25 protein-coding genes and 1 pseudogene are annotated in these 23,047 nt (G+C 62.9%); 10 read left to right on the top strand and 16 right to left on the bottom strand.

The genetic code is table 11. The features are described 5' to 3' along the window. Positions 1-29 precede the first annotated feature (29 nt). Positions 30-638, bottom strand: coding sequence for a GNAT family N-acetyltransferase (locus ACFQJC_RS00385; RefSeq protein WP_390221265.1), 609 nt, complete (start codon positions 636-638; stop codon positions 30-32). 59 nt (positions 639-697) lie between these two features. Between ACFQJC_RS00385 and ACFQJC_RS00380 the strand changes: the two genes are divergently transcribed. After that, positions 698-1,279, top strand: a complete 582-nt coding sequence (locus tag ACFQJC_RS00380) for a class I SAM-dependent methyltransferase (RefSeq protein ID WP_390221264.1) — start codon at positions 698-700, stop codon at positions 1,277-1,279. Positions 1,280-1,300: 21 nt separating this feature from the next. Continuing rightward, positions 1,301-1,717: a DUF3054 domain-containing protein gene (locus ACFQJC_RS00375; protein ID WP_390221263.1), complete on the top strand. Its 417-nt coding sequence runs from the start codon at positions 1,301-1,303 to the stop codon at positions 1,715-1,717. 42 nt (positions 1,718-1,759) lie between these two features. Here the strand turns inward: ACFQJC_RS00375 and ACFQJC_RS00370 are convergent, their stop codons facing one another. After that, positions 1,760-3,073 (bottom strand): MFS transporter, encoded by a 1,314-nt coding sequence (locus tag ACFQJC_RS00370; protein ID WP_390221262.1) that lies wholly within the window; start codon positions 3,071-3,073, stop codon positions 1,760-1,762. Positions 3,074-3,331: 258 nt separating this feature from the next. Here ACFQJC_RS00370 and ACFQJC_RS00365 point away from each other — a divergent pair, with 258 nt between their 5' ends. The 3 genes from ACFQJC_RS00365 to ACFQJC_RS00355 all read left to right on the top strand — a co-directional run bounded on the left by ACFQJC_RS00365 (position 3,332) and on the right by ACFQJC_RS00355 (position 4,968). Further along, positions 3,332-3,577 (top strand): DUF8015 family protein, encoded by a 246-nt coding sequence (locus ACFQJC_RS00365; RefSeq protein WP_390221261.1) that lies wholly within the window; start codon positions 3,332-3,334, stop codon positions 3,575-3,577. A gap of 75 nt (positions 3,578-3,652) precedes the next feature. Further along, positions 3,653-4,651: an ornithine cyclodeaminase family protein gene (locus tag ACFQJC_RS00360; protein ID WP_390221259.1), complete on the top strand. Its 999-nt coding sequence runs from the start codon at positions 3,653-3,655 to the stop codon at positions 4,649-4,651. 53 nt (positions 4,652-4,704) lie between these two features. Further along, on the top strand, positions 4,705-4,968 hold the full coding sequence (locus ACFQJC_RS00355; protein WP_390221258.1) for a hypothetical protein: 264 nt from the start codon (positions 4,705-4,707) through the stop codon (positions 4,966-4,968). Between the two features lie 10 nt (positions 4,969-4,978). On the opposite strand, the gene ACFQJC_RS00350 is transcribed toward ACFQJC_RS00355, so the two are convergent. The 5 genes from ACFQJC_RS00350 to rqcH form a co-directional block, all read right to left on the bottom strand. Further along, a complete protein-coding gene (locus ACFQJC_RS00350; RefSeq protein WP_390222312.1) occupies positions 4,979-5,404 on the bottom strand; it encodes a hypothetical protein in 426 nt (141 codons plus the stop codon). Between the two features lie 78 nt (positions 5,405-5,482). Continuing rightward, positions 5,483-6,553 carry an mRNA surveillance protein pelota gene (locus ACFQJC_RS00345; RefSeq protein ID WP_390221257.1) on the bottom strand — a complete coding sequence of 357 codons (1,071 nt, stop codon included), beginning with the start codon at positions 6,551-6,553 and terminating at the stop codon, positions 5,483-5,485. Positions 6,554-6,598: 45 nt separating this feature from the next. Further along, positions 6,599-7,309 carry a DUF4013 domain-containing protein gene (locus ACFQJC_RS00340; RefSeq protein WP_390221256.1) on the bottom strand — a complete coding sequence of 237 codons (711 nt, stop codon included), beginning with the start codon at positions 7,307-7,309 and terminating at the stop codon, positions 6,599-6,601. 59 nt (positions 7,310-7,368) lie between these two features. Continuing rightward, positions 7,369-8,085 carry a DUF4013 domain-containing protein gene (locus ACFQJC_RS00335; protein ID WP_390221255.1) on the bottom strand — a complete coding sequence of 239 codons (717 nt, stop codon included), beginning with the start codon at positions 8,083-8,085 and terminating at the stop codon, positions 7,369-7,371. 174 nt (positions 8,086-8,259) lie between these two features. Continuing rightward, positions 8,260-10,365 carry a ribosome rescue protein RqcH gene (rqcH, locus tag ACFQJC_RS00330; protein ID WP_390221254.1) on the bottom strand — a complete coding sequence of 702 codons (2,106 nt, stop codon included), beginning with the start codon at positions 10,363-10,365 and terminating at the stop codon, positions 8,260-8,262. A 90-nt stretch (positions 10,366-10,455) separates the two neighbouring features. On the opposite strand from rqcH, the pseudogene ACFQJC_RS00325 reads away from it, so the two are divergent. Beyond that, a pseudogene (locus tag ACFQJC_RS00325) lies at positions 10,456-10,964 on the top strand (GNAT family N-acetyltransferase). An 88-nt stretch (positions 10,965-11,052) separates the two neighbouring features. Continuing rightward, positions 11,053-11,220, top strand: a complete 168-nt coding sequence (locus ACFQJC_RS00320) for an FmdB family zinc ribbon protein (protein ID WP_390221253.1) — start codon at positions 11,053-11,055, stop codon at positions 11,218-11,220. A gap of 107 nt (positions 11,221-11,327) precedes the next feature. Here the strand turns inward: ACFQJC_RS00320 and ACFQJC_RS00315 are convergent, their stop codons facing one another. Then, positions 11,328-12,521 carry a mechanosensitive ion channel family protein gene (locus ACFQJC_RS00315; RefSeq protein ID WP_390221252.1) on the bottom strand — a complete coding sequence of 398 codons (1,194 nt, stop codon included), beginning with the start codon at positions 12,519-12,521 and terminating at the stop codon, positions 11,328-11,330. A 195-nt stretch (positions 12,522-12,716) separates the two neighbouring features. Here ACFQJC_RS00315 and ACFQJC_RS00310 point away from each other — a divergent pair, with 195 nt between their 5' ends. Beyond that, positions 12,717-13,307, top strand: a complete 591-nt coding sequence (locus ACFQJC_RS00310; RefSeq protein WP_390221251.1) for a hypothetical protein — start codon at positions 12,717-12,719, stop codon at positions 13,305-13,307. Positions 13,308-13,373: 66 nt separating this feature from the next. Here ACFQJC_RS00310 and ACFQJC_RS00305 read toward each other — a convergent pair whose 3' ends face one another. The 6 genes from ACFQJC_RS00305 to ACFQJC_RS00280 form a co-directional block, all read right to left on the bottom strand. Beyond that, on the bottom strand, positions 13,374-15,020 hold the full coding sequence (locus ACFQJC_RS00305) for a tRNA uridine(34) 5-carboxymethylaminomethyl modification radical SAM/GNAT enzyme Elp3 (RefSeq protein ID WP_390221250.1): 1,647 nt from the start codon (positions 15,018-15,020) through the stop codon (positions 13,374-13,376). A gap of 86 nt (positions 15,021-15,106) precedes the next feature. Next, positions 15,107-15,535 (bottom strand): DUF7979 domain-containing protein, encoded by a 429-nt coding sequence (locus ACFQJC_RS00300; protein WP_390221249.1) that lies wholly within the window; start codon positions 15,533-15,535, stop codon positions 15,107-15,109. Positions 15,536-15,678: 143 nt separating this feature from the next. Further along, entirely contained in the window at positions 15,679-17,829 is a 2,151-nt protein-coding gene (locus tag ACFQJC_RS00295) for a DHH family phosphoesterase (protein ID WP_390221248.1), read from the bottom strand. A 107-nt stretch (positions 17,830-17,936) separates the two neighbouring features. After that, on the bottom strand, positions 17,937-18,533 hold the full coding sequence (locus ACFQJC_RS00290; protein WP_390221247.1) for a YIP1 family protein: 597 nt from the start codon (positions 18,531-18,533) through the stop codon (positions 17,937-17,939). An 8-nt stretch (positions 18,534-18,541) separates the two neighbouring features. Continuing rightward, positions 18,542-19,129, bottom strand: coding sequence for a thymidine kinase (locus ACFQJC_RS00285; RefSeq protein WP_390221246.1), 588 nt, complete (start codon positions 19,127-19,129; stop codon positions 18,542-18,544). Between the two features lie 235 nt (positions 19,130-19,364). Continuing rightward, positions 19,365-19,943 (bottom strand): NADPH-dependent FMN reductase, encoded by a 579-nt coding sequence (locus ACFQJC_RS00280; RefSeq protein WP_390221245.1) that lies wholly within the window; start codon positions 19,941-19,943, stop codon positions 19,365-19,367. A gap of 106 nt (positions 19,944-20,049) precedes the next feature. Here ACFQJC_RS00280 and ACFQJC_RS00275 point away from each other — a divergent pair, with 106 nt between their 5' ends. Continuing rightward, positions 20,050-20,391: a DsrE family protein gene (locus ACFQJC_RS00275; RefSeq protein WP_390221244.1), complete on the top strand. Its 342-nt coding sequence runs from the start codon at positions 20,050-20,052 to the stop codon at positions 20,389-20,391. 16 nt (positions 20,392-20,407) lie between these two features. Here the strand turns inward: ACFQJC_RS00275 and ACFQJC_RS00270 are convergent, their stop codons facing one another. Both ACFQJC_RS00270 and ACFQJC_RS00265 read right to left on the bottom strand, forming a co-directional pair. Continuing rightward, a complete protein-coding gene (locus ACFQJC_RS00270) occupies positions 20,408-21,325 on the bottom strand; it encodes an HhH-GPD family protein (RefSeq protein WP_390221242.1) in 918 nt (305 codons plus the stop codon). Between the two features lie 109 nt (positions 21,326-21,434). After that, positions 21,435-22,475, bottom strand: a complete 1,041-nt coding sequence (locus ACFQJC_RS00265; protein WP_390221241.1) for a hypothetical protein — start codon at positions 22,473-22,475, stop codon at positions 21,435-21,437. 206 nt (positions 22,476-22,681) lie between these two features. On the opposite strand from ACFQJC_RS00265, the gene ACFQJC_RS00260 reads away from it, so the two are divergent. Further along, complete coding sequence (locus tag ACFQJC_RS00260) at positions 22,682-23,005, top strand: hypothetical protein (RefSeq protein ID WP_390221240.1); 324 nt, start codon at positions 22,682-22,684, stop codon at positions 23,003-23,005. Positions 23,006-23,047 lie beyond the last annotated feature (42 nt).

Below are 23,047 nucleotides of genomic sequence, written 5' to 3'. Positions count from 1 at the left end.
ATTTGAATCGCCCGAGTGGCGCGTCGGACCTACTCGTCGGCCACGACGGGCGGGTCAGCGCCTTTTCGACTCGCCAGAAACTCGTGTTCGTCGTCACCGAGGTCACGGGCCCGGTAGCGGTCTAAGCCAGACTGATAGGTCTCCTTCGAGACGCTCGCCGGACGGTCTGTCGGACGCTCCAAGACGAGTTCTGCGAGACCGGTTTCCCGCCCCGTGAACCCGAAGCCCGCCTTGTGGCACGCTTCGTAGGCGAAGGGGTTGTTCGTCGCAATGCGCAATCTGTCGTAGCCGTACTCGGCCGCCGCATCGACGAACTTCGAGAGCAGTACCGGTCCGAGTCCCTCGCCGCGTCGGTCGCGTCGAACCGTGATGTAGCGAATCCAGAGCGTGTCCGAATCGGTTCGGTCCTCGTTGAACGCGACGGCCGCGAGCACGTCGTCTCGGAGTTCGCCGAGGTGTTCCGGGCCGTCTGCCGGCGGCGGACGCTCGTCAGAAAGCGGCGGCAGTGGAGCCTCTGGGTCGCTGAGGACGGCTTTCCCCGTCTTCGTCGTGATGAACTTCCCGGCGTAGGTAAAGCGCCGATAGTCGAGTCGAAGTCGCGGCCCGTCGGCCGGCCATCCGAGCACTGCGAACTCCATATCGGGGCGAAGGGGAGCGACGCGCAAGAACCTTCCCTGACCGAGTGGTGGAATCGAGCATGCACGGCGCTGGCGACGTTCGGTTCTTCGACCGGTTCGCACCGCTGTACGACCTCGTCATGCCCCCCGCCGAGCGCGACGCACTCGCGGCCGGACTCGCACAGGCCGACGGCGAAATCGAGCGCGTGGTCGATATCGGGGGCGGGTCAGGGCGAGCGACGCTGGCGCTGCCAGTCTCGGACCCGCTCGTATTCGACCGGTCGGCGGGCATGCTCGGCCGCGCGTCGAACCGCGGCCTCGACTGCGTGCAGGGTGACGCGCGGTCGCTCCCCTTCGCCGACGAGTCGCTCGACGCCGTCACCGTCGTGGACGCCTTCCACCACATGCCGAACCAGCGAACCGTCACGGACGAGGTCGTTCGCGTCCTCAGGCCGGGCGGGGTGTTCGTGATACAGGAATTCGACCCGGGGACGGTGCGAGGCCGTGGTCTCGAACTCGCCGAGAAACTCGTCGGGTTCGGGTCGGCGTTTTCCGCACCCGGCGAACTCACGCGATTCCTCGAACAAGCGGGGTTGGACGCCGAGGTGGTCGAAGGCGGCTTCGAGTACACCGTCGTGGGGAAAAAACGGGAGAGCCATTAGGGGGGCGACGAATTTCGGTGTATGGCAACTTCGACGTCCTTCTTAGAGGAGCGACTCGATGCCGGGGCACTCCCCCTCGCAGTGGGCGATATCCTCGTCATCTTCCTCCTCGTGACCGTCGGCGTCATCAACCACAACGGCGTCTCGTACCTCTCGACCGACCCCGCAGGATGGGTGCTGACCGCGGTTCCCTTCCTCCTCGCGTGGGCCATCGTCGCACCGCTCTTGGGTGCGTACTCACCCGGCGCTGCCGAGTCCGCGAAGTCGGCCGTGCCGCTCGGGATTCGGTCGTGGTTGGTCGCCGCGATTCTCGGCGCAGTCATCCGCTGGACGCCGCTGTTCGACGGCGGTGCCGACCCAATCTTCATCGCTGTGATGCTCGTCCTCGGGTCGCTCGCGCTCGGCGTCTGGCGAACGGTGTACTTCCGCCTCGTCTGAGAAACGGCATCGAATTTTAGAACTCGACCGCTACGCGCCCGCTCAGGCGGGTGCAGGCTTTCTTCGTAACAACGCCGCGCTGAGCAGCGCACCCGTCAGACCGAACCCGGCGAGCACGTAGAAGAGTTCGTTCGGCGAGGCGACGCTGAGGACGTAGCCAGCGATAGCGCCGCCGAGCGCGCCGACGCCGAAGACGCCGAGGTAGGTGTAGCCGTAGGAGAGACCGCGGTAGCCCGCGGGCGTGTACTCCGCGACCGTCGCCTGGTACAGCGGTTGGACGAGGAAGAGGAAGAACCCGAGGAACGCACAGATGACGAGCAACGGGACGACGCCGAGTTGGGCGACCGGGATGAACGCGACGGCGATGACCGCGAGCGAGCCGAATCCGATGAGCAGGCCGCGCTCGGTTCGGATGTGGTCGGTGAGTTTGCCGCCGACGTACTGGCCGAAGACGCCCACGGTCAGGAGTCCGGCGTAGACGTAGAGTTCCACGTCGAGCGTGGGTGCGTTCGACGAGTCGCCGGGGACGAGCGACGCGGGCAAGAACTCCGAGATTGGAACGGGTTGGATGCCGAGGACGCCGCCGATGAGGTCCGGGAGGAACGTCGTGACGCCGCGGTAGAACAGACCGGAGCACATCACGACGAAGAACACGAGTGCGAAGCCACCGAGGAAGAGACCCTTCGATTGGGTGACGAACTCGCCGAGCGACGAGACGCCCGCGCTGCTCTTATCGTCGCCGTCGTCGCCGCCGTCTGCAGTAGCCACGGCGGCCTGTTCTTCGAAGTCGGCGCGGGTTGCGACGAGCGCCGCGACGAACGCCGGAATGGCGAGGACGCCGGCGACGACGTGCCAGTCGAAAAAGAGCAACAAGAGCGCCGTGACGAAGGGACCGAAACCGATGCCGATGTTGCCCGCGATGCCGTGGTACGCGAAGCCGGACCCGCGCTCTTCGACGCCGGTGCTGATGAGTCGAAGCCCCGCCGGGTGGTAGATACTCGCGGCGATACCCCAGATGACGAGCGCGAGCGCGACGACGGCCAGGTTCGGGGAGATAGCGAGGATGGCGAACGCGCTGGCCATCCCGACGAGACAGCCGACGATGAGTCGTTTCGAGCCGAATCGATCGACGAGAATGCCGCCGGGGAGCGCTCCTAAACCGAACAGTGCGAAGCCGACCCCCGTCATCACACCGAGTGAGGCGGTCGTGACGGGAAGAGAGGAGAAGCCGAGGCCGATGGTGGTGTACTCACGGAGCCAGATGGCGACGAAAATCGGGATAGAGAGTTCGTAGGTGTGAACCATCCCGTGAGCGAGACTCACCAACGAGACGATTTCGCGGTCGTTTCGATTCACATGCGCTCGCACGACACGAGTACGGTTAACGATGTGGAGTTGCGGCAGGCCGTGCCACGAGTGGCGCGTGGTTGTTCACGACTCGTTCACAACTCGTTTTGCCGTTGTAGTGGTCATTATATGCACTGTTTAACCCCGCGTTGTCTGGTGATTTACCGCCTCATAACTTATGAGAATGTGATTCTAAACCCACAGCGAGATTATCAGTGGCCTATGGGAAAGAATTATACCGCTTAGCTACGTACATATAGATATCTTATGACGGGATATTACGACTACATTCTTGGGCTGATTCCGCTTGCACTCCTCGGCATCACTGGCGCACTCGTCGTCGTGGGACTGAACGTCACGATGGCCGTTCCGATGGCCGCGGGAGTCGCAGCACTGCTCACGGGACACGCACTGTTCATCAATGGCCCCTCGAAATCCGCCCCGTCACCTAGTCCCGTTGCATCTGCTGCCACGGCCGAACGCCCGGGACCCGCCGTTCTCGACGCGGACTAATCTCACTAACCGGCCTTCTCGACTGTTTTCGGTGAGGCCCGCAGGGTTTTCACCGTTCGTCACGTGCACCGTGACATGACCACTACTCGATTTCTGACGAGCGAAGACGTTCAGGGTCTCGCAACGCCCGGCGAGTACGTCGATGCCGTCCGCGACGGCTATCGACAGCGCGGCGAGGGCGCGCCCGCCGAACCCCGAACCAAGTTGCTCAACCGCGACCCACCGGGGATGTTCACCACGTACGCGGCAGTCCTTCCCGAGACGGGCGCGATGGGCGGCTACATGTACTCGGCCGGATTCGGCGCGGAGGACGCGTGGTTCATGACGCCGCTGTTCGATTCGGCGTCCGGCGAACCCCTCGCGCTCCTCGATGGCGCGAGCATGAACCCCTTCAAGACCGGTGCGGCGGGTGCAGTCGCCGCGGACGAACTCGCCCGCGAAGACGCCTCGACGGTCGCACTCATCGGGAGCGGTCCGCAGGCACGCGGGCAACTCCGCGCGCTCGCCACCGTCCGCGACCTCGAAAGCGTCTGGGTGTACTCACCGACGAAGGAGAGCCGCGAAGCGTTCGCGGGCGAGATGGACCGCGTGCTCGACGCCAGCGTCGCGGCCGTCGCTTCCAGCGGCGCGGCGGTCGAAGGCGCGGATATCGTCGTCACCGCGACGACGGCGGCCGAACCGGTGTTCGACGGCGACCTGCTCGAACCCGGGACGCACGTCACCGCGATGGGCCAGTACCACCCCGAGAAACGCGAACTGGACGCGACGACCATCGAGCGCGCGAAGTACGTCCCCGACCTCCGAGAACGCGCCCTGATGGACGCCGGGTCGTTCCTCCTCGCCCGCGACGAGGGTGTCGTTGACGACGACCACATCTACGCCGAACTCGGCGACGTGGTCGCGGGGTCGGTCCCAGGACGCGAAGACGACGAGGAGGTTACCGTCTTCGATAGCGGCGGGACCGGTATCGAAACCGTCGCGGCCGCGTACATGCTCTACGAGAAAGCCCGGGACGAGGACCTTGGAACGACTATCGATTTCTCTCCGGCGAGCGAGTCGCTGACGGGCGAATAGTCGTCAGGCCGACTGCCAGAACTGTTTTCATTTACTCACTTGAAGGGTCGAACATGGACCGAGCCGTTCTCTCTCACTTCTTGTTCGGTATCGCAGGGATGGGTATGGGCATCGCCGGTCTCGAGTCACTGGCTTCGCAGGGAATCGCCATCGGCGCAGTGCTGATGGTCGCCGGCGGGTTCGGAATCATGGCGAACGCCGTGTTTCAACTCGTGACGAAAGACGCGGCAGAACTGGATATTCTCGCCCCGATTTGGCTCGTGGGGCTCGCCGCGACGCTCTCTGTTCTGGGTACGATACTAGTCCTCATCGATTGACGTGGACGGGTCAGACCGTCATCCGAGCGACGCGTTGCAACTGCGCGAGAACCCTCGGAACGAGCGCCAGCGAGGTGCACGTCGCCACGGTCGGAACGACGATGCCGAGCCAGAGCGACCCGAATTCGACTTGCGCCATCGCGCCGAGCATCGCCGACCCGCCGACGACGAGGCTGTAGTACGCCGACCGGGCGGGAAGCGACGGGAGGTGGCCGGGCCGCGGCCACGACCCGGTATCGATGTAGCCACCTCGAAACGTCCCGACGGCCGCCGAACTCGTGACGAGTGCCGTTATCCCCGACAGCGACACCGCTTCCGGCGACTCCGCGAAGATGAGAAACCACAGTATGGGGATGACGAGGACCGAAATCTCCCACCCGGCGAAGAACACCTGGTCGAGCCATCGGTCAACTCGCGCGGTGAGCGTCGAAGCCATACGCAGCGGCACACAGAGTGTTCGGCCGCAGACAGCTAAACGGTTATCCCGAAAACGGAGAACCGAACGAATTCGGGCTTACTGAAGCCGATACCGCAGAATCGCGGCGACGCCGCCGAGGTTCTTCAACTGCTCGCCGGGTTGGAACTCCGCCGAAAAGACGGTGACTTCGCCGCCTTTCTGCTCGACCGAGTCGATGACGTCGTTGATGTCGAGGTCCCAGTCGCCCTTTCCTTGCCGCTCTGCTCGTAGTCGGGAGTCGAGGATGAGGAGGTTCTCGACCGCGCCGTAGTCCGCGGCTTCGGCGACCTGCTCGATGCCGTAGGCCGCTTTCGCGCCGGTCGAGATGTTCTCCATCAGGTCGTCGATGAGGTTGGCCTCCTCGGCGATTCGCGTCTCTTTCTGCACGTCGTCCACCGCGCCGCGCTTGAGCACCTCGTGAACGCCGCGGTCACCAACGCCGGCGGTATCGACGGTCGTGATGATGTTCTCGGCGACATCGGGGTGATTCTCTTGGAGGTAATCGAGCGCGTCGTTCTTCGTGAATCCCGGTCCGGCGAGGATGATGGCATCTACTTTGAGATGCGACAGCGCCGACCCGAGTTCCGAGAACAGTTCGGAGCGCGGGCGGGCGTACTCTCCCTTGCCAGTTGGTTTCGTGAGCGAGGCGTACTCCTCGGTGCCGTACTGGGCGACGGTGTGGATGTACGCGGCCCCCTCTTCGACCGTTGCGATGGCGACGTCGGGGTTCTCGGTGGCCGCCTCGGCCGCTTCGATGCGGTCGATTTGGTCGGCTTTGAAGTGTTTCTCGATGGTTATCTCGGCGCGTTCCTCGACGTTGAGCGTGTGGTGGTGGCCGAGTTGGTCTTCTCTCGAACACGAGACGATGACGCCGCCGACTCGGAGGCGATTGGCGAATCGAGCGAACTCCACGTCTTCTACTTCGATGGTGACGTGGAGGTGCTCGCGCTCGCCGCCGGTGTCGCGCATCTGTTCGTCGTCGCGCTGGATGCGGCGGGTGGTGTCGCCGGAGACCAAGTCGCCGGGTTCGAGCACGTACGAGAGGTGCCAGAGGTCGTCTACGTTCTCGGGGACCAGTGAGATTCGCTCGCGTCCTTCCTCACCGCGGCCGCGATTGGCGATACGCATACTCGTGAGTCGTCACGGAACGGAAAAGAGTCCTGCTATCGACGCTCACCAACCCGCGGTCGAACGCTCACTCGAACCGGGGAAGTAGCCGAGTCCGTCCGCGTAACCCCGGGCGAACAGGTAGTAGGTCATCACTTGGACGTAGAACAGGAGGAAGAGACCGACGAGGACGATGCTGAGTACACTGCCGATGGTTCCGAGAACCATCGAGACGACGATTGCGAGCACCCACGCGACGACGTAATCGCTCGTGAACGCCGCCCCTGTAATCGTCCGAACGTCGAATCCAGCGCCGAGATTCCCCTCGATAGCGAAGTTCACGCTCGCCGCGGGGACGAGAAAGCCCACGAGCAGACCGAGCAGGCCGATGAGCAGGAAGCCGACGAGGCTGAAGATGCCGAGTCCAAGACTTCCGGCCGACGAGACTGCACTCGGGTCCGTCGCTCCCTGTGTGAGCGCGGCAGAGCCGATGCCGAGGACGATAGTCAAGAGAATCATCGGGACGATGACCACGAGCGACCAGCCGAGACCGACGACGAACAGTTTCACGCCATCGACGAACAGTTCGCCCCAGTCGGTAAAGGATGGGGCGGCCTCCTCGCCGTTCGCCGCCGCGCGCATAGCCTTGACGAGATACCCCTGTAGGATGAACGCCGGGATGATGAGAACGGAGAGGAGCGAGAGCACGCCACCGATGATGGTCGTGGCGACCCAGTCGTCGCTTCGCTTGAGGAACCACAGTGCATCAGAGAGCATGGATGAAGTCACTCAGCAAGGGGGTTTAGATATTCCGTCGAAAAGTCGAATACCGAGGCTTAGACGGCGGGCTGTTCGCCGGGCATGTCGCCGTCGTCTTCCATCATCTCGATTTCGTGGAGTTCGCCCCACGTCGTGCCGATGATGTAGTAGGCGGCGACGACCGCGTAGAACGTCACGAACGACCCGAGGACGAAGCCGAGGAGCGGGACGACGTTCAGGAGACCGGTGACGACGGACGCCGCGAACAGCACGACGAAGGCCATGAGCCACGCGGTGGCGTACTTACCCGAGGTGAGGATGGGCCGCAGTTCACCCACGCTGAATGCGGAGCCCATGCGGTCAGTCTCGGCGTAGTTCGACAGCGCCGCCGGGATGACGTACGCCGCGAGGATGCCGAGGACGAACGCGACGAGCAGGCCGAGCAGCGTCACGATGCCGCCGAAGGCGTTGGCCGCACCGGATTCACCACCGCCAGCGGCGATGCTGAGGATGCCCGCAAAGCCGAACACCATGGCGATGATAGCCGGGATGAGCGAATAGACGAGGACGATTGCGAAGCCTTTGATGCCATCGACTGTCATGTCCACCCATTCGCCGAATTCCGGGGGTTGTTCGTCACCGCGCATAGTCGCGCGAATGACGTCCAACGTGTAGCCGAGCAGGACGAACGCCGGGACGATGAGGAAGCTGAAGAAGGTCAGCACACCACCGATGAGTACGGTTTTGAGCCAATCTTCGTCGTTACGAAGGTAGTTGATTGATTCTGAAATCATGGTGAGTCACTGAGCGCCGCCGACGATAACTGCCCCACTGGCGACTATCGAGTCAGGTGTGTCTGCGCTCAGAAATCATTACGACGAGAAAGTATATAATCTTGCACCCGCAGAGCGCGAATAATTGACAATTAGACCTGAATACCCGGAATTTCCACGTTCCGAGAATGACCGTTAGTCTTCCACGATTGCGCTCCCACCCGGTGGCAGGAACTCCTGAATCTGGTCGGGGGACGCCACTTTTCTGACGAACGATTGGTCGGTGAACATGTTACGGAAGTCGCGGTAGCACAACTTCGCCGCGTCGTTCTGGGCGTACTGACCGGGCGTGAGCGTCAACATCGCCTCCACGCGCGGTTCGATAGCCGACGGCGGCCCGCCGATGACGCGGGTCTCACCCTCGCACTGGATGCCGACACCGACCTTCGCGGGAACGTCCTCGAAGTAGGTCCGGTCGCCGCGGATGACGAAACTCCCCTTCTCGATGTACTCGCCCGACTCGGGCGTCTTCGACACCTGCGAGGGTTCGACCATGTAGGCGTCGTCGGCGAAGCGGCCGTCTTTCCAAATCGAGGAGTAGGAGACGGCGAACTGGGCGGCCTCTTCGAGCGAGGGGTCGGGGAAATCGACCTCGACCGACGGTTCGCTCGGCCCGGTCGCTTTCAGAATCGTCACCGGCCCACCGCGGGCTTGCGTGTGGAAAAAGCGGTCGTGCTTGCTCATGTACTTCTTCACCAGTTCCTCGTTCTGGTCGGCGTTGCGGCCGCCGATGACGAGGAATCCGTCGGAGGTGCGGAACCAGCGGAAGCGTTCGTACCACTGTTCGCTGGACTTGACGGGGACCGACTGCAACGACAGCCAATCGGTCTCTTCGTACTCCTCGTCGTCGTCGGCTTCTTCCTCGTCGTCGTCTGCTTCCCACTCGTCGCGGCGTTTCTTCACCGCTTCGAGTTCCTCGCGGGTGTCTTCGATAGCCGCCAGCGCACCCTCCTTCTTCTCTTGGATGCGCTTGGCTTCGGTGTACAGTCGGTTGGCGTTCTTCTCGACGCCCATCGACACGTCGAGTGTCACGCTCGTGCCGTCGATATCGACGGTGACGGTTCCCTCCGCGCCATCGACGTTCGTCACGGCCTCTGCCTCGGGGATGCCCTGTTCGGCTCCTTCGGCGAGTTTCTCGGCGATGTCGTCCCACGGAACGCCCTGTTCGCGGGCCCCCCGAACCGTCGAGAGCACGTCGTCCACGAGGTCGTAGCGCGCATAGAGGAGTTCGGCGCGTTCGCGCTCGGCGTCGGCGCGCTCGTCGAATCCCGAAATCGCCTGTTCCTGTTGTTCGATGATGCGCTCCTGTTTGGCGATTTCTTCCTCGAAGTCGGGTCGGTTCGAGGTGGCTTCCTGCTCGTCGGCGGTCAAATCGAGGCGGACGAAGTACTCGTCCAGCGCCTCGTTGAACGTGTCGTAGGCCTCCTCGCTGAGACCGTCCTTCTGGTGTTCCTGGAGGGGGAACGGCGTCACGTCCACGACTTCGTCCTCGTCGTCGAGGTAGATTCGCGGGTCGAACTCGCCGGCGCGGACCTGCTCGCGGAGCGTCTCTATCGCGTCGTACACCTTGTCGTACGTCGCGTCCGTCGCGTCGGTGATATCGAGCGTTTTGTCAACGCCTGCGCGGGTACAGAGTTCTTCGGCGTACAGGCCGCCGAGGTTGAGTTGGGTCGCCAGCGTCCGCACCACGTCGGTGTCGGACTGGCTCATCACGCGTTCGAGTTCGTGACGACTCACGGTGAGCGGGTTGAGTCGAGACGACGGGAACTCGTACTGCGCGCCCGGCGCGACGGTTCGGGACTTGAGGCGGACGGTTTCGAGACTGCGAATCACGTCGCCCGTCTCGTCGAGGATGGCGATGTTGCCCTGTCCGAAGAGTTCGACCACGATTTGGGTGTTCTCGTCGGGGCGGTCGAAACTGAAGGTGAGAATCCGGTCGAAATCGTACTGTTCGACGCCAGCGAAGTCGGCTCCGTTGAGCCGGTTTCGGAGCATCATCGCAAACTGCGGTGGGCGACCCGGGGCGTCGGGGACGTTCTTCGGGTCGGCGAGGTGTGCGCGCTTGATGTCGCCGACTTCCAGCAGGAGTTCGACCCGTCCGCGGTCGAAATCCCGCATCTTGAGGCGAAGCAAGTCGTCGCCGTAGAGGTACGCCTTGTCAACCTTTGCCCCCTCGTACCGGTTCAACTCGGTGACGAGGGCGGCGAGGTCAACGCTCGTGAGTTCCCGCTTCGGGTCCATGCTCGCGGTGTTTCACCGCCGGACGAAAAGGGATGTCGTTTGTCTGCCCATGGCGCAACCGTCAGGTAGTCGCCCGCGAAAGCAACGGGCATGTCGAAAACCGAAGTCCGCGTCGTCTCGACCGACGAAGAACGAGAAGACGCCTTCGCCGTCCGAAAAGCCGTCTTCGTGGACGAACAGGGCGTGGACGAGGAGTTGGAGTGGGACGAGTACGACGAACCGAGCGCGGACGCGACGCACTTCGTCGGCTACCGCGACGACGAGGCAGTCGGCGCGGCACGGCTCCGCGAGTACGAACCCGGCGTCGGAAAGGTCGAACGCGTCGCCGTCCTCGAATCCGCCCGCGGCGAAGGCTGGGGCCGACGGCTCATGGAGGCACTCGAATCGGAGGCCCGCGCGACTGGCTTCGACTCGCTCGTGCTCCACGCACAGACCACCGCAGAGGGCTTCTACGCGTGGTGCTCGCCGGCACCGTAGTGGTCGTAGAGTTCGCACAGACCACCGCAGAGGGCTTCTACGAGACGCTCGGCTACGAGACGACCAGCGACGAATTCGACGAAGCGGGAATCCCGCACGTCGTGATGGAACAGAACCTCTGACGTACTGGAATCACGATAGTTGTGGCAGAGACGAACATGTAATTGAATTTATGCGAATTCGTCACGTAGTTTGCAGTGGGTGGGACAGATGTCCGCCATTCAGACCCTGAAAGAGGCCCTCTTTGGGACCGTCGATACCAAACGGTACAACTACCAGTGTGAGGTGTGCCACGCCGAGTTCACCTCGAAAGAACAGTCGGTACAGACAATCGCGTGTCCAGAGTGTGGTTCACACAACATCCGCGAACGCCTCTAAGGACATCCGCAAACGCCTCTAAGAGGCGGTAGTGAGTGCCATACATCCGCGCGCCAGTTTTTGAGACGGGAAGTGAGAATCGACTCGACAGACTCCGTCTCGTGTGTTCAGTCTTCGCTCGAAACCGACTTCTTGACGGGTTGACTGCGGCGTTCGTTCTTTAGTTGGAAGCCATCGGCCTCCTCGCGGGCGAGGAGTTCGCGCTGCGGGTACGGGATTTTGATGCCTTCGCGGTCGAAGGCAGTTTTCACGTTCCGGAGCACCTCGGCTTTCGCCTGTGCCCGGCGCGGGGCGGAGGGATTCGTAATCCAAAAGCGGAGTTGGAGACCGATAGAGGAGTCGCCGAAGGCGGTCGGAATGACCTGCGGTTGCGGCACCTCTTCGACGAACTTGAGGTCCGTGAAGGCCTCTTTGGCGACTTCTTCGGCGTGTTCGATGTCGGCGTCGTAGTCGATTCCCACGTCCATCCGCAGGCGGAGTCGGTTTCGTTTGGTTCGGTTCGTAATCTTCGCGTTCGTCACCCGGTCGTTGGGGAAGACCACCGTCTCGCCGTCGGCGGTGCTCAGTCGCGTGTTGATGATGGTGATGTCGGTAACGATGCCCTCCGCGCCGTCGATTTCGACCCAGTCGCCGAGTTCGAACGGTCGGGAGAACATGAGGACGAACCCGGCGATGAGCGACCCGAGCGTCTGGCGGGCGGCCATACCGACGACGATACCGAGGAATCCGGCACCGACGAGGAGTCCGCCGATTTCGAAGTTCCAGACGGTGAGCGTCGCCATCCCGACTGCGAGGAGGACGACCACCTGCAGGACGCGGAATGCGATGCCTTGCTGGTGGGCGTTGATGTGGTCAGACTGCGACGCGTAGGCGTCGAGTTGTTCTTCGAGGATGTTGGTTCCGACGAGTGCCGCCGCGAGGAGGACGACGGTCGTGGCGATACGAGCGACGTTCGGAATCGCCCGCGCGATGATGAGGCTGATATCCGCGGCGAGTCCCTCGTAACCCCACAGCAAGAGCAACGAGATGCCGACGCCGACGAAGACGGTCAACTGGAGCGTCTTGACGACGACCGTCGCCGGGAACATCCACGCGACGTCGTTCACGGCGTCGGGAATTCGGTCGTGAGAGAGAACGCGTTCGTTAATCTCGGTTGCCGTGCGCGTGACGACTTTCGGCGCGAGATACACCGCCACGCCCAGCGCGAGGACGACGAGTGCCGCGGAGATGCCGATTCGTTCCTCTGTCGAGACGAACTGTGCGAGCGTCGAACGGATGCTCTCTACCCACGTGGCCGCCATCCTACCACGCTCCCCCAAAGACTCCCATACTACCAGTTGCTTCGGTAGAAAGTCAAAAAGCGTGACGGAGTGAGAATCAACTGCGAGAATCGAATGCCGAGAAGTACCGTCATCTAAACCGAGACACGCGGTGTGTCCGTAAAATGATAAGATGCGAGACATTTACTATTTCCAGACGGTAGTGATGGGAAATAGATGACCCTGAAAACACCACCATACACGATAGGAGGTGTACGATGGACGGATGGCGCACCCGAGGCTGAATCGGTCGATATCGTCTACGTCCCGAAGCAACGGCCGGGACTCTACTCGATTCTGGCCGCTGGAACGGCATCCCTCGTCAGTGCTGCACTCGGAAGTGCAACTCTCCTTGGACTTCTCTTCGTGTTCGGTGTGCAACAGGGTCGGTGGGCTATCGCAGTGGGTATTCTCTGGGCCGCCTTCGCATTGTTCGCCGTCCTCGGACCGAACGTGACTTCCCAAAAGGCAGGATGGCAAACCTACGTCGCCGTCATGCCGGGGGCGAGCGGCGACGAGATGGTCGCGTATCAACACCGACTTTCGACACGAATCGACCGTGGACAGATGGCGGCCTACGGGTTTCTGCTGCTGCTTACGTTCGTGGTAGCACTCGAAGCGACTCGGTTAGATGCCGCAGTTGCAGTCGGGGGAATTCTGCTCTTCGTTCCAGCATACGTCTACAACCTTCGGTCGTATCCCGATGCAGAACTTGCTGCGACAGACGTCCCTCCGGAACGTGCACGGAGCGAGCTCGAAGCACTCTAAGTACATCGTTTCCGAAGTTCGCTCCGCTCGTCTCGCAACGTCTGGAGGAGAAAGACCGACGGATCCCTACAACCGCTTCGAGACGTACGGCCCGTCTTGGTGATAGCCCAACTTCTGCTTGTAGTACTGCCGGACGCCGATACCCGAGATGACCGAAATCTTGTCGAATCCGGCATCGAGGGCCATCTCCTCGGCCTGTGCGAGCAGTTTGCGCCCGTAGCCCTTGTGCTGCCAGTCGCCCTGGTCACCGATACCGACTTCGGAGCCGTAGACGTGGAGTTCGCGGACGAGCGCGGCGTTCTGGAGTTCGCGGCGCACCGGATTTCCGGGGAATCGGAGGCGACAGAAGCCGATGAGGAGGTCCTTGACGGGGTCCTCGAACGAGATGAAGTGTTCCGTCCCGCCAGCAACTTCGTAGGTCATGATATCGAGTTCGACGCGGTCGGGGTCGGGGTTCGCCTCGTTCATCCCGACTTCGCGGGCGCGGATGTCGCGCGGGACGATTCCCTTCTCCTCGGCGCGCTGTTCGGCGAGTTGCCGAAGGTTGGACTTCCAGACGCCGGCGTCGATGAAGTCCGCAGGGATGTCGCGCTGGACGCGCTGGAGGCGAGTGTACTTCGGAATCATGCCCATGACCTCGCCGACGATATCGGCAGCCTCCTCGTTGTTGAGGGGTTCGTACTCACCGCGCCGCCACATGTCGTAGGTGATGGTGTCGCGGACGATGAGCGTCGGGTAGATTTTGAGGTAGTCGGGCCGCCAGTCGGAGTTCTCGAACAGTTGGCGGAAGTCTTCGAGACACATCTCGCGGGTCATGCCCGGTTGGCCGGGCATCATGTGGAAGCCGACCTTGAACGCCGAGTCGCGGAGGCGGCGGTTGGCGTCGATAGAAGCCTGCACGCCGTGGCCGCGGTGCATCTCGCGGTTGATGCGCTCGTAGGTGGTCTGAACGCCGACTTCGACCTTCGTCGCACCCAAGTCGAGCATCCGGTCGATTTGCTCGGGGTCGCACCAGTCGGGTTTGGTCTCGAACGTCGTCCCGATGTTGCGAATGTCGTTCGTCTCGTTCTCGGCGATGACGTCCTCGATGTACTTGAACTCGACATCCTCGGGGTCGGGCTTGAACGACTCGCCCTCCTTCGGTTCCGGCTCTTTGTCGAGGTCGTAGTCGTTCATCGCCTCCAACGCTCGCTTGACGAACCACTCCTGATAGTCGTGGCTCCGGGCGGTCATCGTCCCGCCCATCAAGATGAGTTCGACCTTATCGACGGGGTGGCCGATGTGGCGGAGTTGTTCGAGGCGCAGGGTGACCTGTCCGTAGGGGTCGTAGTCGTTCTGGACGCCGCGGGCGGCCGCGGGTTCGTGGCCGGTGTAGGACTGCGACGACGAGAATTCGCTGGCAGGACCGCCGGGGCAGTAGAGACACTTCCCGTGCGGGCACATGTGCGGCGAGGTCATGATGGCCACCGGCGAGACGCCCGATGCGGTGCGAACGGGCTTTCGGCGGACGACCTCTTTGACCTCTTCGCGCCGGTCCTTCGGCGCGTGTTGGAGGATTTCGGCGTTCTTGGGCACCTTCGGCGAGGAGTGCTCCGAGCAGGCGTCGAGTTTGGCTGATTCGAGGTCGTCGCGTTCGACCTCTCCGGAGAGGATGCGTTCGACCAGCGCCTTGCACGTCTGCTCGAACGCGTCGGTTTCGGCTTCGGCGTTCACGGAGACACCTCGCGTTCGGTAACGTGGTGACGGTTCATGACGCCGAATCGGGTCGTTTCGTGGTTAAGCGTGTCGCTCGGGGACCGTTAGACGATAGCGACCCGTAGGAAGTACCACCGACCCTCGTAGTTGACGTACTCGATTCGGTCGTCGTCGTTGAATCTGAACTCCTCTTGGACGACGTAGCAACTGCAGTTGTACGTCTGATTGAACAGCGCTTGCTGGGCCGCAGTGAGTTCGGTGAAGTCGGCGCGTTTGCTCGCGTCGGCCGCCATGGCACTGGATGCGTTGACCTCGGTCGTGTAGAGTAAGTTATCGCCGTGCTGTGGCTCTCCCGTGGTCGTCGGTGTCGGTGGCGAGGTGGCGAGCGCCGTCGTTTCAGACGCCGTCGTAGCGGTGGTGGTAGTCAATTGAGCACTGGTCATCGCGGGTGCCTCACTTGGCGCTCCACTACACCCAGAAAGAAGCACCATCGCCGTGACGAGAAGCGAGACGAGCGCAGTTCGGGTGCCCATTGGCTATGCTACTTGCTCGTTCGCATAAATGTCTTCTAGACAACAGCACCGCCGTTACTGTCTCAGAAGAAGCAGATTCCTCGGTCATCCTCGGGACGGGTGCCCGAACGAAAATACAGACGAGGAGGAGTCTGGATTGCGGCTTAGAACTGTTCGGCGGCGGCTTCGAGGACGGCCGAGAGGGCTTCCTCGCGTGCGCCCGTGAGGAACTCGATGCGACCCTCGCGGATGCCCGCTGCACCGAGTCCGGCGGCGGGTGCCTTCTCGGCGGCCGACTCGACGAGTGCGCGGAAGTCGAGGTCGGCGGTGGCGCGCAGGTACAGTTCGTCGGTGCCGAAGGCGACGGTCACGAAGCGCTCGCCGTCGCGGTTGCGGCGGTGCAGTTCGTCAACGAGCAGGGCCGTCGGCGGGAAGTCGAAGCGGTGACTGAAGGCGTCGGAGTCGAGGACGACCGCGGTGATGCCTTCGACGTCGCGGGCCTGGAGGTTCGCGTTCGCCGTCTCGACTTCGTCTTCGAGTTTGATGCGGAACTGCTCGGAGACGTGGCCGGCGAGACCCTCGTCGGCGTCGAACAGCAGGTCGGCGATGAGTTCGCGCTTGTCCTGGTAGGACTGGTAGTACGCTTCGAGCGCGACTGCTTCGCGGAGTTCGTTGACGCGGTCCGCCTCGAAGCCGTGTTCGGCCGCGAGGTCGAGGTACTGCGGTGGGCAGTTCTCCCAGTAGGTGACCGCGGGAAGGTGCGAGACGTCGTCTCGAACCTCCGCGTTGATGGCTGCGGCGAGCGTCGCGGCGAGTGCGCCGACCGAGAGGTCGCGGGCGTCTGCACCCTCGTGGGCGGGGTTGACGAGCACGTCGGCTTCGGCGGCAATCTCGTCGTCGGCGGGCGCGGCATCGACGACGACGCGTTCCGCGCCGTAGACGCCGAGTAGGCCGAGACCGTCGAGCGACTCGATGGTCGAACCGGCACCGAGGAAGAGCACGAGCGGGAGCTTCTCGTCGTGTCGGTCGCGGTCTTCGAGCATGCGCGTCACGTCGTTCGTCGCGGCGTCCATGCCGTAGACGGCCTCGTCGAGCGGGCGACGGGTGAAGTAGTGGTACTCGGCGTCGTCGCGGGGGTGTTCCTCGCGGATGAGCGGGAGGACGGCGCGCTCGATTGCGGCACCGGCGACGTAGCCGTCTGCGGTGGCCGTGTGGCGGACGACGATTGGGCGCGATTCGAGGACGGCGCGGCGGATCGCCTCTGCGGCGTCGAGCAGCGAGGCACCGACGGCGGCGACCGGTTCGTGGTCGGCGAGCGGCGCGATTGCGTCCGGACGGGCCTCGTCCGAGAGGGCGTCTGCGAGGCGCTGTTCGACAGTATCGGCTTCTTCGCCTTCGAGGACGGTCAGGTCCTCGGTCTCGATTTGGAGTTCGCCGCGGCGGCGCTCGACTTCGCCCACGATGCGGACGTTGTCGTCAACGTCCACTTCGGGGTAGGCGCGAACGCCTGCTTCGACGAAGGCGGCACAGTCCACGACACCGGTCTCGTCGCGGAGTTCGAAGACGGTCGGGCCGCCGGTCTGGCGGGCGCTGGTGATGGTGCCTTCGACGGTGACGCGGTCACCGACGTGGTCACCGATGACGCCGAGCGAGACGCGTTCGGGCAGTTCGGTCGCTTCGTCCGGTTCGGATTCGGCTTCCGTCTCGGGTTCCGGTTCGGCCTCAGCCTCTTCGGTCTCCTGTTCGAGACCGCCAACAACATCGTTGGCAGTCGGGGCGCGGGACTCGTCGGCCGCGGCCGTCTCTTCGGGTTCGGGTTCTGCCTCGGGTTCGACTTCTTCGGTCTCGACCGCTTGCGCCTCGTTATTGGTGCTCTCGGTCTGGGACTCGGACGCTGCGGCGACGTTACGGCGGTTGCCGCTGACCGGGCGCGTCTTGATTGGGCCGGTCTCTTCGGAGTCGTCGCTCTCGACGGGTTGGTTGTCTTTGTCACCGTCGGGGTCGTGGATGCGAGCGCCGCGGAACTCGTTGTCGTCCTGTCGAATCGACCAACCGAGGTCGATGTTGCCGTTGTCGCGGACGTTCTTCACCTGAACGAACACCTCGTCGCCGGGTTCCCACGTGAGGCTTTCGAGGCGTTTGTCGAGTTCGCTGCGGTGGAGCAGTCCAGTCACGTTCGATGCAAGGTCAACGAAGACACCGAAGTCGGCGTACCCGTCAACGGTGCCTTTGTAGAAGCGTCCGGGGACGAGCTGGTGGGGACTATTGCCCCGGAACTCGAACCAGACGTCCTCCTCGTGCGTAATCCAATCCATTGAGTTGAGCAAACAACCCCTTACTAAAACGATTGTCGATAGACGCTCAGGTGATGATTGGCGCGTGCGTGGCGAATAATGCACCCTCGCGGTGAGTGGAAACTAGGTTATGTGAGCGCTATGACGAAATCGTTGAACGCGCGAAACCCGCCGAATCCGTAGCCGAAGACGATGCCTGCGGGGACTGCGGCAGCCAGTGCGGCCTTCGGAAATGAGGTCTGGTGAACCTCTCGAATCCCGACGACGAGGAGTGCCGCCCCGTAGAGTGTGCAAGCGAGTCGCGCACCCGGAATCGGAAGCCCAGCGAAGACACAGGGTGCGGCCGCATAGGCGACGACTTGGACCGTCTCGCTCACGCCGGCGCGCCGAGAGACCAACGGGAGAAGCATGACCGTCTGTATCGCGGCGGTGAGGTGGAGGACGGCGGGCGCGACGAACAGCGCGATGACGAGCAGGGCGACCAGTGCGGAGAGCACCGTCCCACCTTCGATTGCGGGAATCGTCGCCGGGACGAGCGCGTACTGGAGTCCCTGATAGACGAGCGTCACCGAGATAGCGAAGAGCAGACCCGGCGCTTGGTCTCCCGGCGCGACGCCGGTTCGGAAGAACTCACGAGGGCTGGCAACGACGGCGACCCACGCGCGAAGGAGACCGGTCACACCGCGGTCACGGCCTTCCTGCGGGGTCTCGACCCACGTAGTCACGTCTACCTCTAGTCGCGCCGGAGTGTATGACAGTTCCGGCAGCGTGCCTCGTAGGACTCGTCGGCACCGACGACGATAGTCGGCCCGTCCGCGTGGGCGGGTTCGCCATCGACGAGGCGCTGGTTCCGACTCGCAGGTTCACCGCACACGGTGCAAATCGCCTGCAACTTATCGACGTACTCGGCGAGCGCCATCAGTTGCGGGAGCGGTTCGAACGGTTCGGCACGGAACGTCTGGTCGGTCCCCGAGACGATGACGCGCTTGCCCGATGCGGCCAACTGTTCGCAGACATCGACGAGTTCGTACGAGAAGAAGTTCGCCTCGTCGATGGCGACGACGTCCTCGCCGTTGAGTTCGTCAGTAATCTCCCAGATTCCCTCGCCCTCGGCGGGAACGACGCTCGCTTCCCACGACCCGCCGGCGTGCGACCCGACGGTGGTCTTTCCGTAGCGGTCGTCGATTTCGGGCTTGAAGACGGCCACTTCCTGTCCGGCGATTTCCGCCCGCCGGAGGCGTCGGAGAAGTTCCTCGGTCTTCCCGGAGAACATCGACCCGGTGACGACCTCTATCCATCCACTCTTCGTGATGGCATGCATATCTCTGAGGGAACACAGCAGGGTCAAAACGATTGCTCATCTGTGCCGACTATCGTCGATTCCTGACGGTCGGATACGACGAACTGTTCGACCTCCTCTCATCCCCTCGTCTGCAAGTGGTACGCATTGGAACGTTGCTGGTATACGCGTGGTACTAACAGTTCAATACCTCTCACGCGGAGAGTTGGGTGAACGCTTAGAGGCGTTCCACCACCACTTCCTTCCTTCGTTCCGCTCAGTCGTCTGCGCCGACGTTTTCGCCGCTCTCGAACGTCGCCGGTTCGGGTTCGATGTTCGCGTACTTTACCGCGTCGCGTCCGAGACGCTCGACTCGGTCGCGGATGTCTTCGTCGATGAGTTCGTCGCCGTCGAACGCGTTGTACACGCGCGGAATCGCCGCTTGATGCGGTAGCACCCACGAGTTGAGCGACCGGCAGACCGACCGGAGGTGTTCGAGTGCGGTGACCGGGAACGACCCACCGGCGACAGCGAGCAGGCCGACGGTCTTCTCACCGAACTCGTCGAACCCGCAGTAGTCGAGCGCGTTCTTGAGGATACCAGAGTACGACCCGTGGTAGACCGGCGTTCCGAGGATGACCGCGTCCGCCTCGTCCACGAGTGTGACGAACTCCGCCGAGTCGCCCTGCTCGTCGAAGTCGGCATCGAGCGGCGGCAGGTCGAACTCGCGGAGGTCGATGAGTTTCGTCGTCGCGCCGGCGGCTTCCGCTTCGTCGAGCGCGACGCGAAGGGCACGCCGCGTGTAGCTTTCGTCACGAAGACTGCCGGCGATGGCAATGACGTGAGTGTGGTCCATACACAGTCACATCAGCGGGCGTTCAAAACGACATCGGCACGCGAAACTGACAGTCAGTAATGCAAACGATAGAAACACAGACACGTGTCGATGACGTGAGGGGTGTATGAACGTCGTCTTTCACGTTTCGAGCGGAACCGTCGGCGACTGGAAACACGCGCTCAACAACGTCCGAAACCTCCGTGCCGACGAGACAGCGGACATCGACCAGATAACGCTCCTCGCCAATGGCGATGCGGTGCACCTGTTCTTAGAAACCTCGGTCGTCGCCGACCGAGTGGAAGGACTCGTGGAGTCCGGCGTTCGATGCCGCGCGTGCAGTAACTCGCTTCGAAGTCGGGACTTCGATATGGCACGGCTGGTAGATGGTGTCGAGAAAGTTCCTTCTGGGGTTGGCGAGTTAGTGAAGCGACAGGCCGCGGGCGACTCGTATCTGAAAGTGCCGTGAGGTTCTGAAACTGCGGTTATCTCGCCAGCGAGACGAACACGTTTTCCTCCCGCTCATCGACCGCGACGAGACCGTCCGATTCGAGGTCCGAGACGAGTTCGAAGAGCCACTCTCGCCCGTGGTCGCCCCCGTAATCGACTCTCACTCGCGGGCCGAGCGTATCCAATTTCAACTCGTCGTACTCTCCCAGAATCCGCACCACTCGCCCCCGCATCTGCCGCCTGCTCCCCTCGAAACTCGGTTGTGTCGGCACGTCTGGGGCGGTGAAATCACCCGTCTCGTAGGCGTGACACCACGTGCGCCACGGACAGCCTGCTTCGTCACAGGAGGGCGTCTTCTCGCAGGCAACCCCACCGAGTTCCATGATGGCGTTGTTCCAGACTCTCGACTTGCCTTCGGGCATCATCTCGGCCGCGGCGACCTCGAACGCCGAGTCGTCGTCGGGCACGTCGAAGGCGCGGTGGAGGACGCGCTTGACGTTTGTGTCCACGACTGCATCGCCGTTGTTGAACGCGAAGGAGGCGACGGCGTTGGCGGTGTACGGGCCGACGCCCATCAGTTCCGAGAGTTCGTCGGGCGTCTGGGGAAATTCGCCGTCGTAGTCTGCTTCGACCTGTCTCGCCGCTTCGTGGAGGTACTTCGCGCGGTTGTTGTAGCCGAGTCGGTGATTCGTCCAGAAGGAGACCACGTCGGCGCGGTCGGCCGCGGCGAGGTCGGCAGTGGTGGGCCACTGGTCGAGGAACTCTTCCCACGCTTCGACGACGCGCCCGAGTTGGGTCTGTTGGCTCATCACTTCGGAGACGAGAATCTCGTAGGCGTCGTCGGTTCGTCGCCACGGGAAGTCCCGGTGGTCGGCTTCGTACCAGTCGATAAGGGCCGCTTGAACGTCACCGATATCGAGGTCGGCGGGGAGGGCGGACGCCTCGTCACTCATCGCCCGGGCTTGGGATGGAGGGCGTTTAGCGGTGGCGATGCGTCGTTGAAAAAGGGGCGTCAGTGGGGTGAGTGCCTCTGCGTGGTGGGAAACAGTCCAATCGGCCGAGTTATTCGACCGAGACGATGGGACAGTTGACGTTCGCCGCACCGGAGGCGAGTTGTTCTGCGTTGGTCGCCGACCCGAGGTCCGAGACCATGCCGAAGTCGGCGTTGTCGTAGATGTTGACGAACCAGAGCGGCGAGTAGCCGCTGTCGTCGGGGAGCGTGGCGACGACGTTATGCGTCTGCTCGCTTCCTTCCTCGGTCACGAACCCGGATGGCGGGCCGCCGCCGTCCTCGCCGGGGTTCACGTTGAACGCGACGTAGATTGGCGAGAGCGGGACACTCCCGTCGGTCATCGCCAGCGAGGCTTCGGTGAACTGGAAGTACGAGACGATTTGGCCTCGATACCAGCCCTCGACGAGACCGGCGTCCCCGTCGTCGTAGCGCATCGTCGCGGTCGAACCGTCCGGGACGACGGGGCAGTTGACTATCATGTCGGTCTCCGTAATCTCGTAGCCCGCGTCGCCGATGTCGGCGAGACTCGTGACGGTGTTCGCCTCGTAGTCGTCGGGGACGGTCACCGTGTGTACGGCCCAGAAGTCGTTGTAGCCGTCGTCGCCCGGAATCGAGTCGATAACGTTGAGCTGGCCTTCGACCGGGGTGTCTTCGCCCTCGCGGAAGAGGACGTAGATGGGTGCCGGCGTCGTGGACTGCACGTCGAAGTTGTAGTAGCGGACGACTTCGCCGTCGGGACCCAGCCCTTGGGTGATGAAGGGACCGTGGTCGAAATCGACAGGCTCGTTCGGTCCGGGGAGGCCGTTCTCGTCCGTGCGGACCATGAGCGTCCCGGCGGCCTCGCTGAAGCGGTCGATTTCGGCACGCGGCGCGGACATCGGGTCCATCGCCGACATCCCGTCGTCGGTCATGGTTTCCTCGGTCATCGTCTCGTCACCCATCGGTTCTTCTGTCATCTCGTCGTCCATCGACTCGGTGGTCGTGTCGGCCGACGACCCGCCGCTGGAGGGTGCCGTACAACCGGCCAAGAGTGCCGCGCCGGTGAGTCCCGTCGCAGCGACGAACTGTCTTCGCGTTGGTGTTCGTTCCATCGTCACCCGTACAGAGCCGCTATCGAGTGATATTGGTTTTTTAACATTATGCCGCATTCTGGATGAAATCACGGTAGCGTCTCTCTCGACTCTCTACCAAATTCGTCTCACATTCGCGGGCGAACGAGAGAGGGATGGAGTCCTCTCCGGTCAGACGTCGAAATCGGTCGAAACGCGTATCCCGCTGACGGACCCATCGCCCGGTAATGACTCTCGACGACCTTTCGGACGACGTGCAGGAGTCGTACAAGAACCTCGGTGACGAACTCGACGTATCGCTCGACCGCGAGACGCGCCACGAACTCGCCATGCTGACGGCGCTGTACGACCCCGACGACGTGGACGAACTCGTTCGTCGTGCGGTCCACACGCTCTTCCAATCGGCGCTCGACCGCGGCCAACTCGACTTCCACCTCCGACAGGGCTACGACGTCACCTACGACGAGTACCTCTCGGGGATGACCTACGAGGAGATGACCGGCCAGACGCAGGCACCGCCGCGCGACGACGTGCGCCGGTACCAGATGTAACTGCGCCAGGACCAGACGCGACGACCGGATTTGGAACCGCGA

Source organism: Haloferax namakaokahaiae (assembly GCF_042663225.1).
Classification (GTDB): domain Archaea; phylum Halobacteriota; class Halobacteria; order Halobacteriales; family Haloferacaceae; genus Haloferax; species Haloferax namakaokahaiae.
This window is presented reverse-complemented; position numbering and strand designations above follow the sequence as displayed.

Coding starts and splice junctions, on each gene's coding strand:
- ACFQJC_RS00385 (WP_390221265.1), bottom strand. CDS start 638: ATGGAGTTCGCAGTGCTCGGATGGCCGGCCGACGGGCCGCGACTTCGA.
- ACFQJC_RS00380 (WP_390221264.1), top strand. CDS start 698: ATGCACGGCGCTGGCGACGTTCGGTTCTTCGACCGGTTCGCACCGCTG.
- ACFQJC_RS00375 (WP_390221263.1), top strand. CDS start 1,301: ATGGCAACTTCGACGTCCTTCTTAGAGGAGCGACTCGATGCCGGGGCA.
- ACFQJC_RS00365 (WP_390221261.1), top strand. CDS start 3,332: ATGACGGGATATTACGACTACATTCTTGGGCTGATTCCGCTTGCACTC.
- ACFQJC_RS00360 (WP_390221259.1), top strand. CDS start 3,653: ATGACCACTACTCGATTTCTGACGAGCGAAGACGTTCAGGGTCTCGCA.
- ACFQJC_RS00355 (WP_390221258.1), top strand. CDS start 4,705: ATGGACCGAGCCGTTCTCTCTCACTTCTTGTTCGGTATCGCAGGGATG.
- ACFQJC_RS00350 (WP_390222312.1), bottom strand. CDS start 5,404: ATGGCTTCGACGCTCACCGCGCGAGTTGACCGATGGCTCGACCAGGTG.
- ACFQJC_RS00345 (WP_390221257.1), bottom strand. CDS start 6,553: ATGCGTATCGCCAATCGCGGCCGCGGTGAGGAAGGACGCGAGCGAATC.
- ACFQJC_RS00340 (WP_390221256.1), bottom strand. CDS start 7,309: ATGCTCTCTGATGCACTGTGGTTCCTCAAGCGAAGCGACGACTGGGTC.
- ACFQJC_RS00335 (WP_390221255.1), bottom strand. CDS start 8,085: ATGATTTCAGAATCAATCAACTACCTTCGTAACGACGAAGATTGGCTC.
- rqcH (WP_390221254.1), bottom strand. CDS start 10,365: ATGGACCCGAAGCGGGAACTCACGAGCGTTGACCTCGCCGCCCTCGTC.
- ACFQJC_RS00320 (WP_390221253.1), top strand. CDS start 11,053: ATGTCCGCCATTCAGACCCTGAAAGAGGCCCTCTTTGGGACCGTCGAT.
- ACFQJC_RS00315 (WP_390221252.1), bottom strand. CDS start 12,521: ATGGCGGCCACGTGGGTAGAGAGCATCCGTTCGACGCTCGCACAGTTC.
- ACFQJC_RS00310 (WP_390221251.1), top strand. CDS start 12,717: ATGACCCTGAAAACACCACCATACACGATAGGAGGTGTACGATGGACG.
- ACFQJC_RS00300 (WP_390221249.1), bottom strand. CDS start 15,535: ATGGGCACCCGAACTGCGCTCGTCTCGCTTCTCGTCACGGCGATGGTG.
- ACFQJC_RS00295 (WP_390221248.1), bottom strand. CDS start 17,829: ATGGATTGGATTACGCACGAGGAGGACGTCTGGTTCGAGTTCCGGGGC.
- ACFQJC_RS00285 (WP_390221246.1), bottom strand. CDS start 19,129: ATGCATGCCATCACGAAGAGTGGATGGATAGAGGTCGTCACCGGGTCG.
- ACFQJC_RS00280 (WP_390221245.1), bottom strand. CDS start 19,943: ATGGACCACACTCACGTCATTGCCATCGCCGGCAGTCTTCGTGACGAA.
- ACFQJC_RS00275 (WP_390221244.1), top strand. CDS start 20,050: ATGAACGTCGTCTTTCACGTTTCGAGCGGAACCGTCGGCGACTGGAAA.
- ACFQJC_RS00270 (WP_390221242.1), bottom strand. CDS start 21,325: ATGAGTGACGAGGCGTCCGCCCTCCCCGCCGACCTCGATATCGGTGAC.
- ACFQJC_RS00265 (WP_390221241.1), bottom strand. CDS start 22,475: ATGGAACGAACACCAACGCGAAGACAGTTCGTCGCTGCGACGGGACTC.
- ACFQJC_RS00260 (WP_390221240.1), top strand. CDS start 22,682: ATGACTCTCGACGACCTTTCGGACGACGTGCAGGAGTCGTACAAGAAC.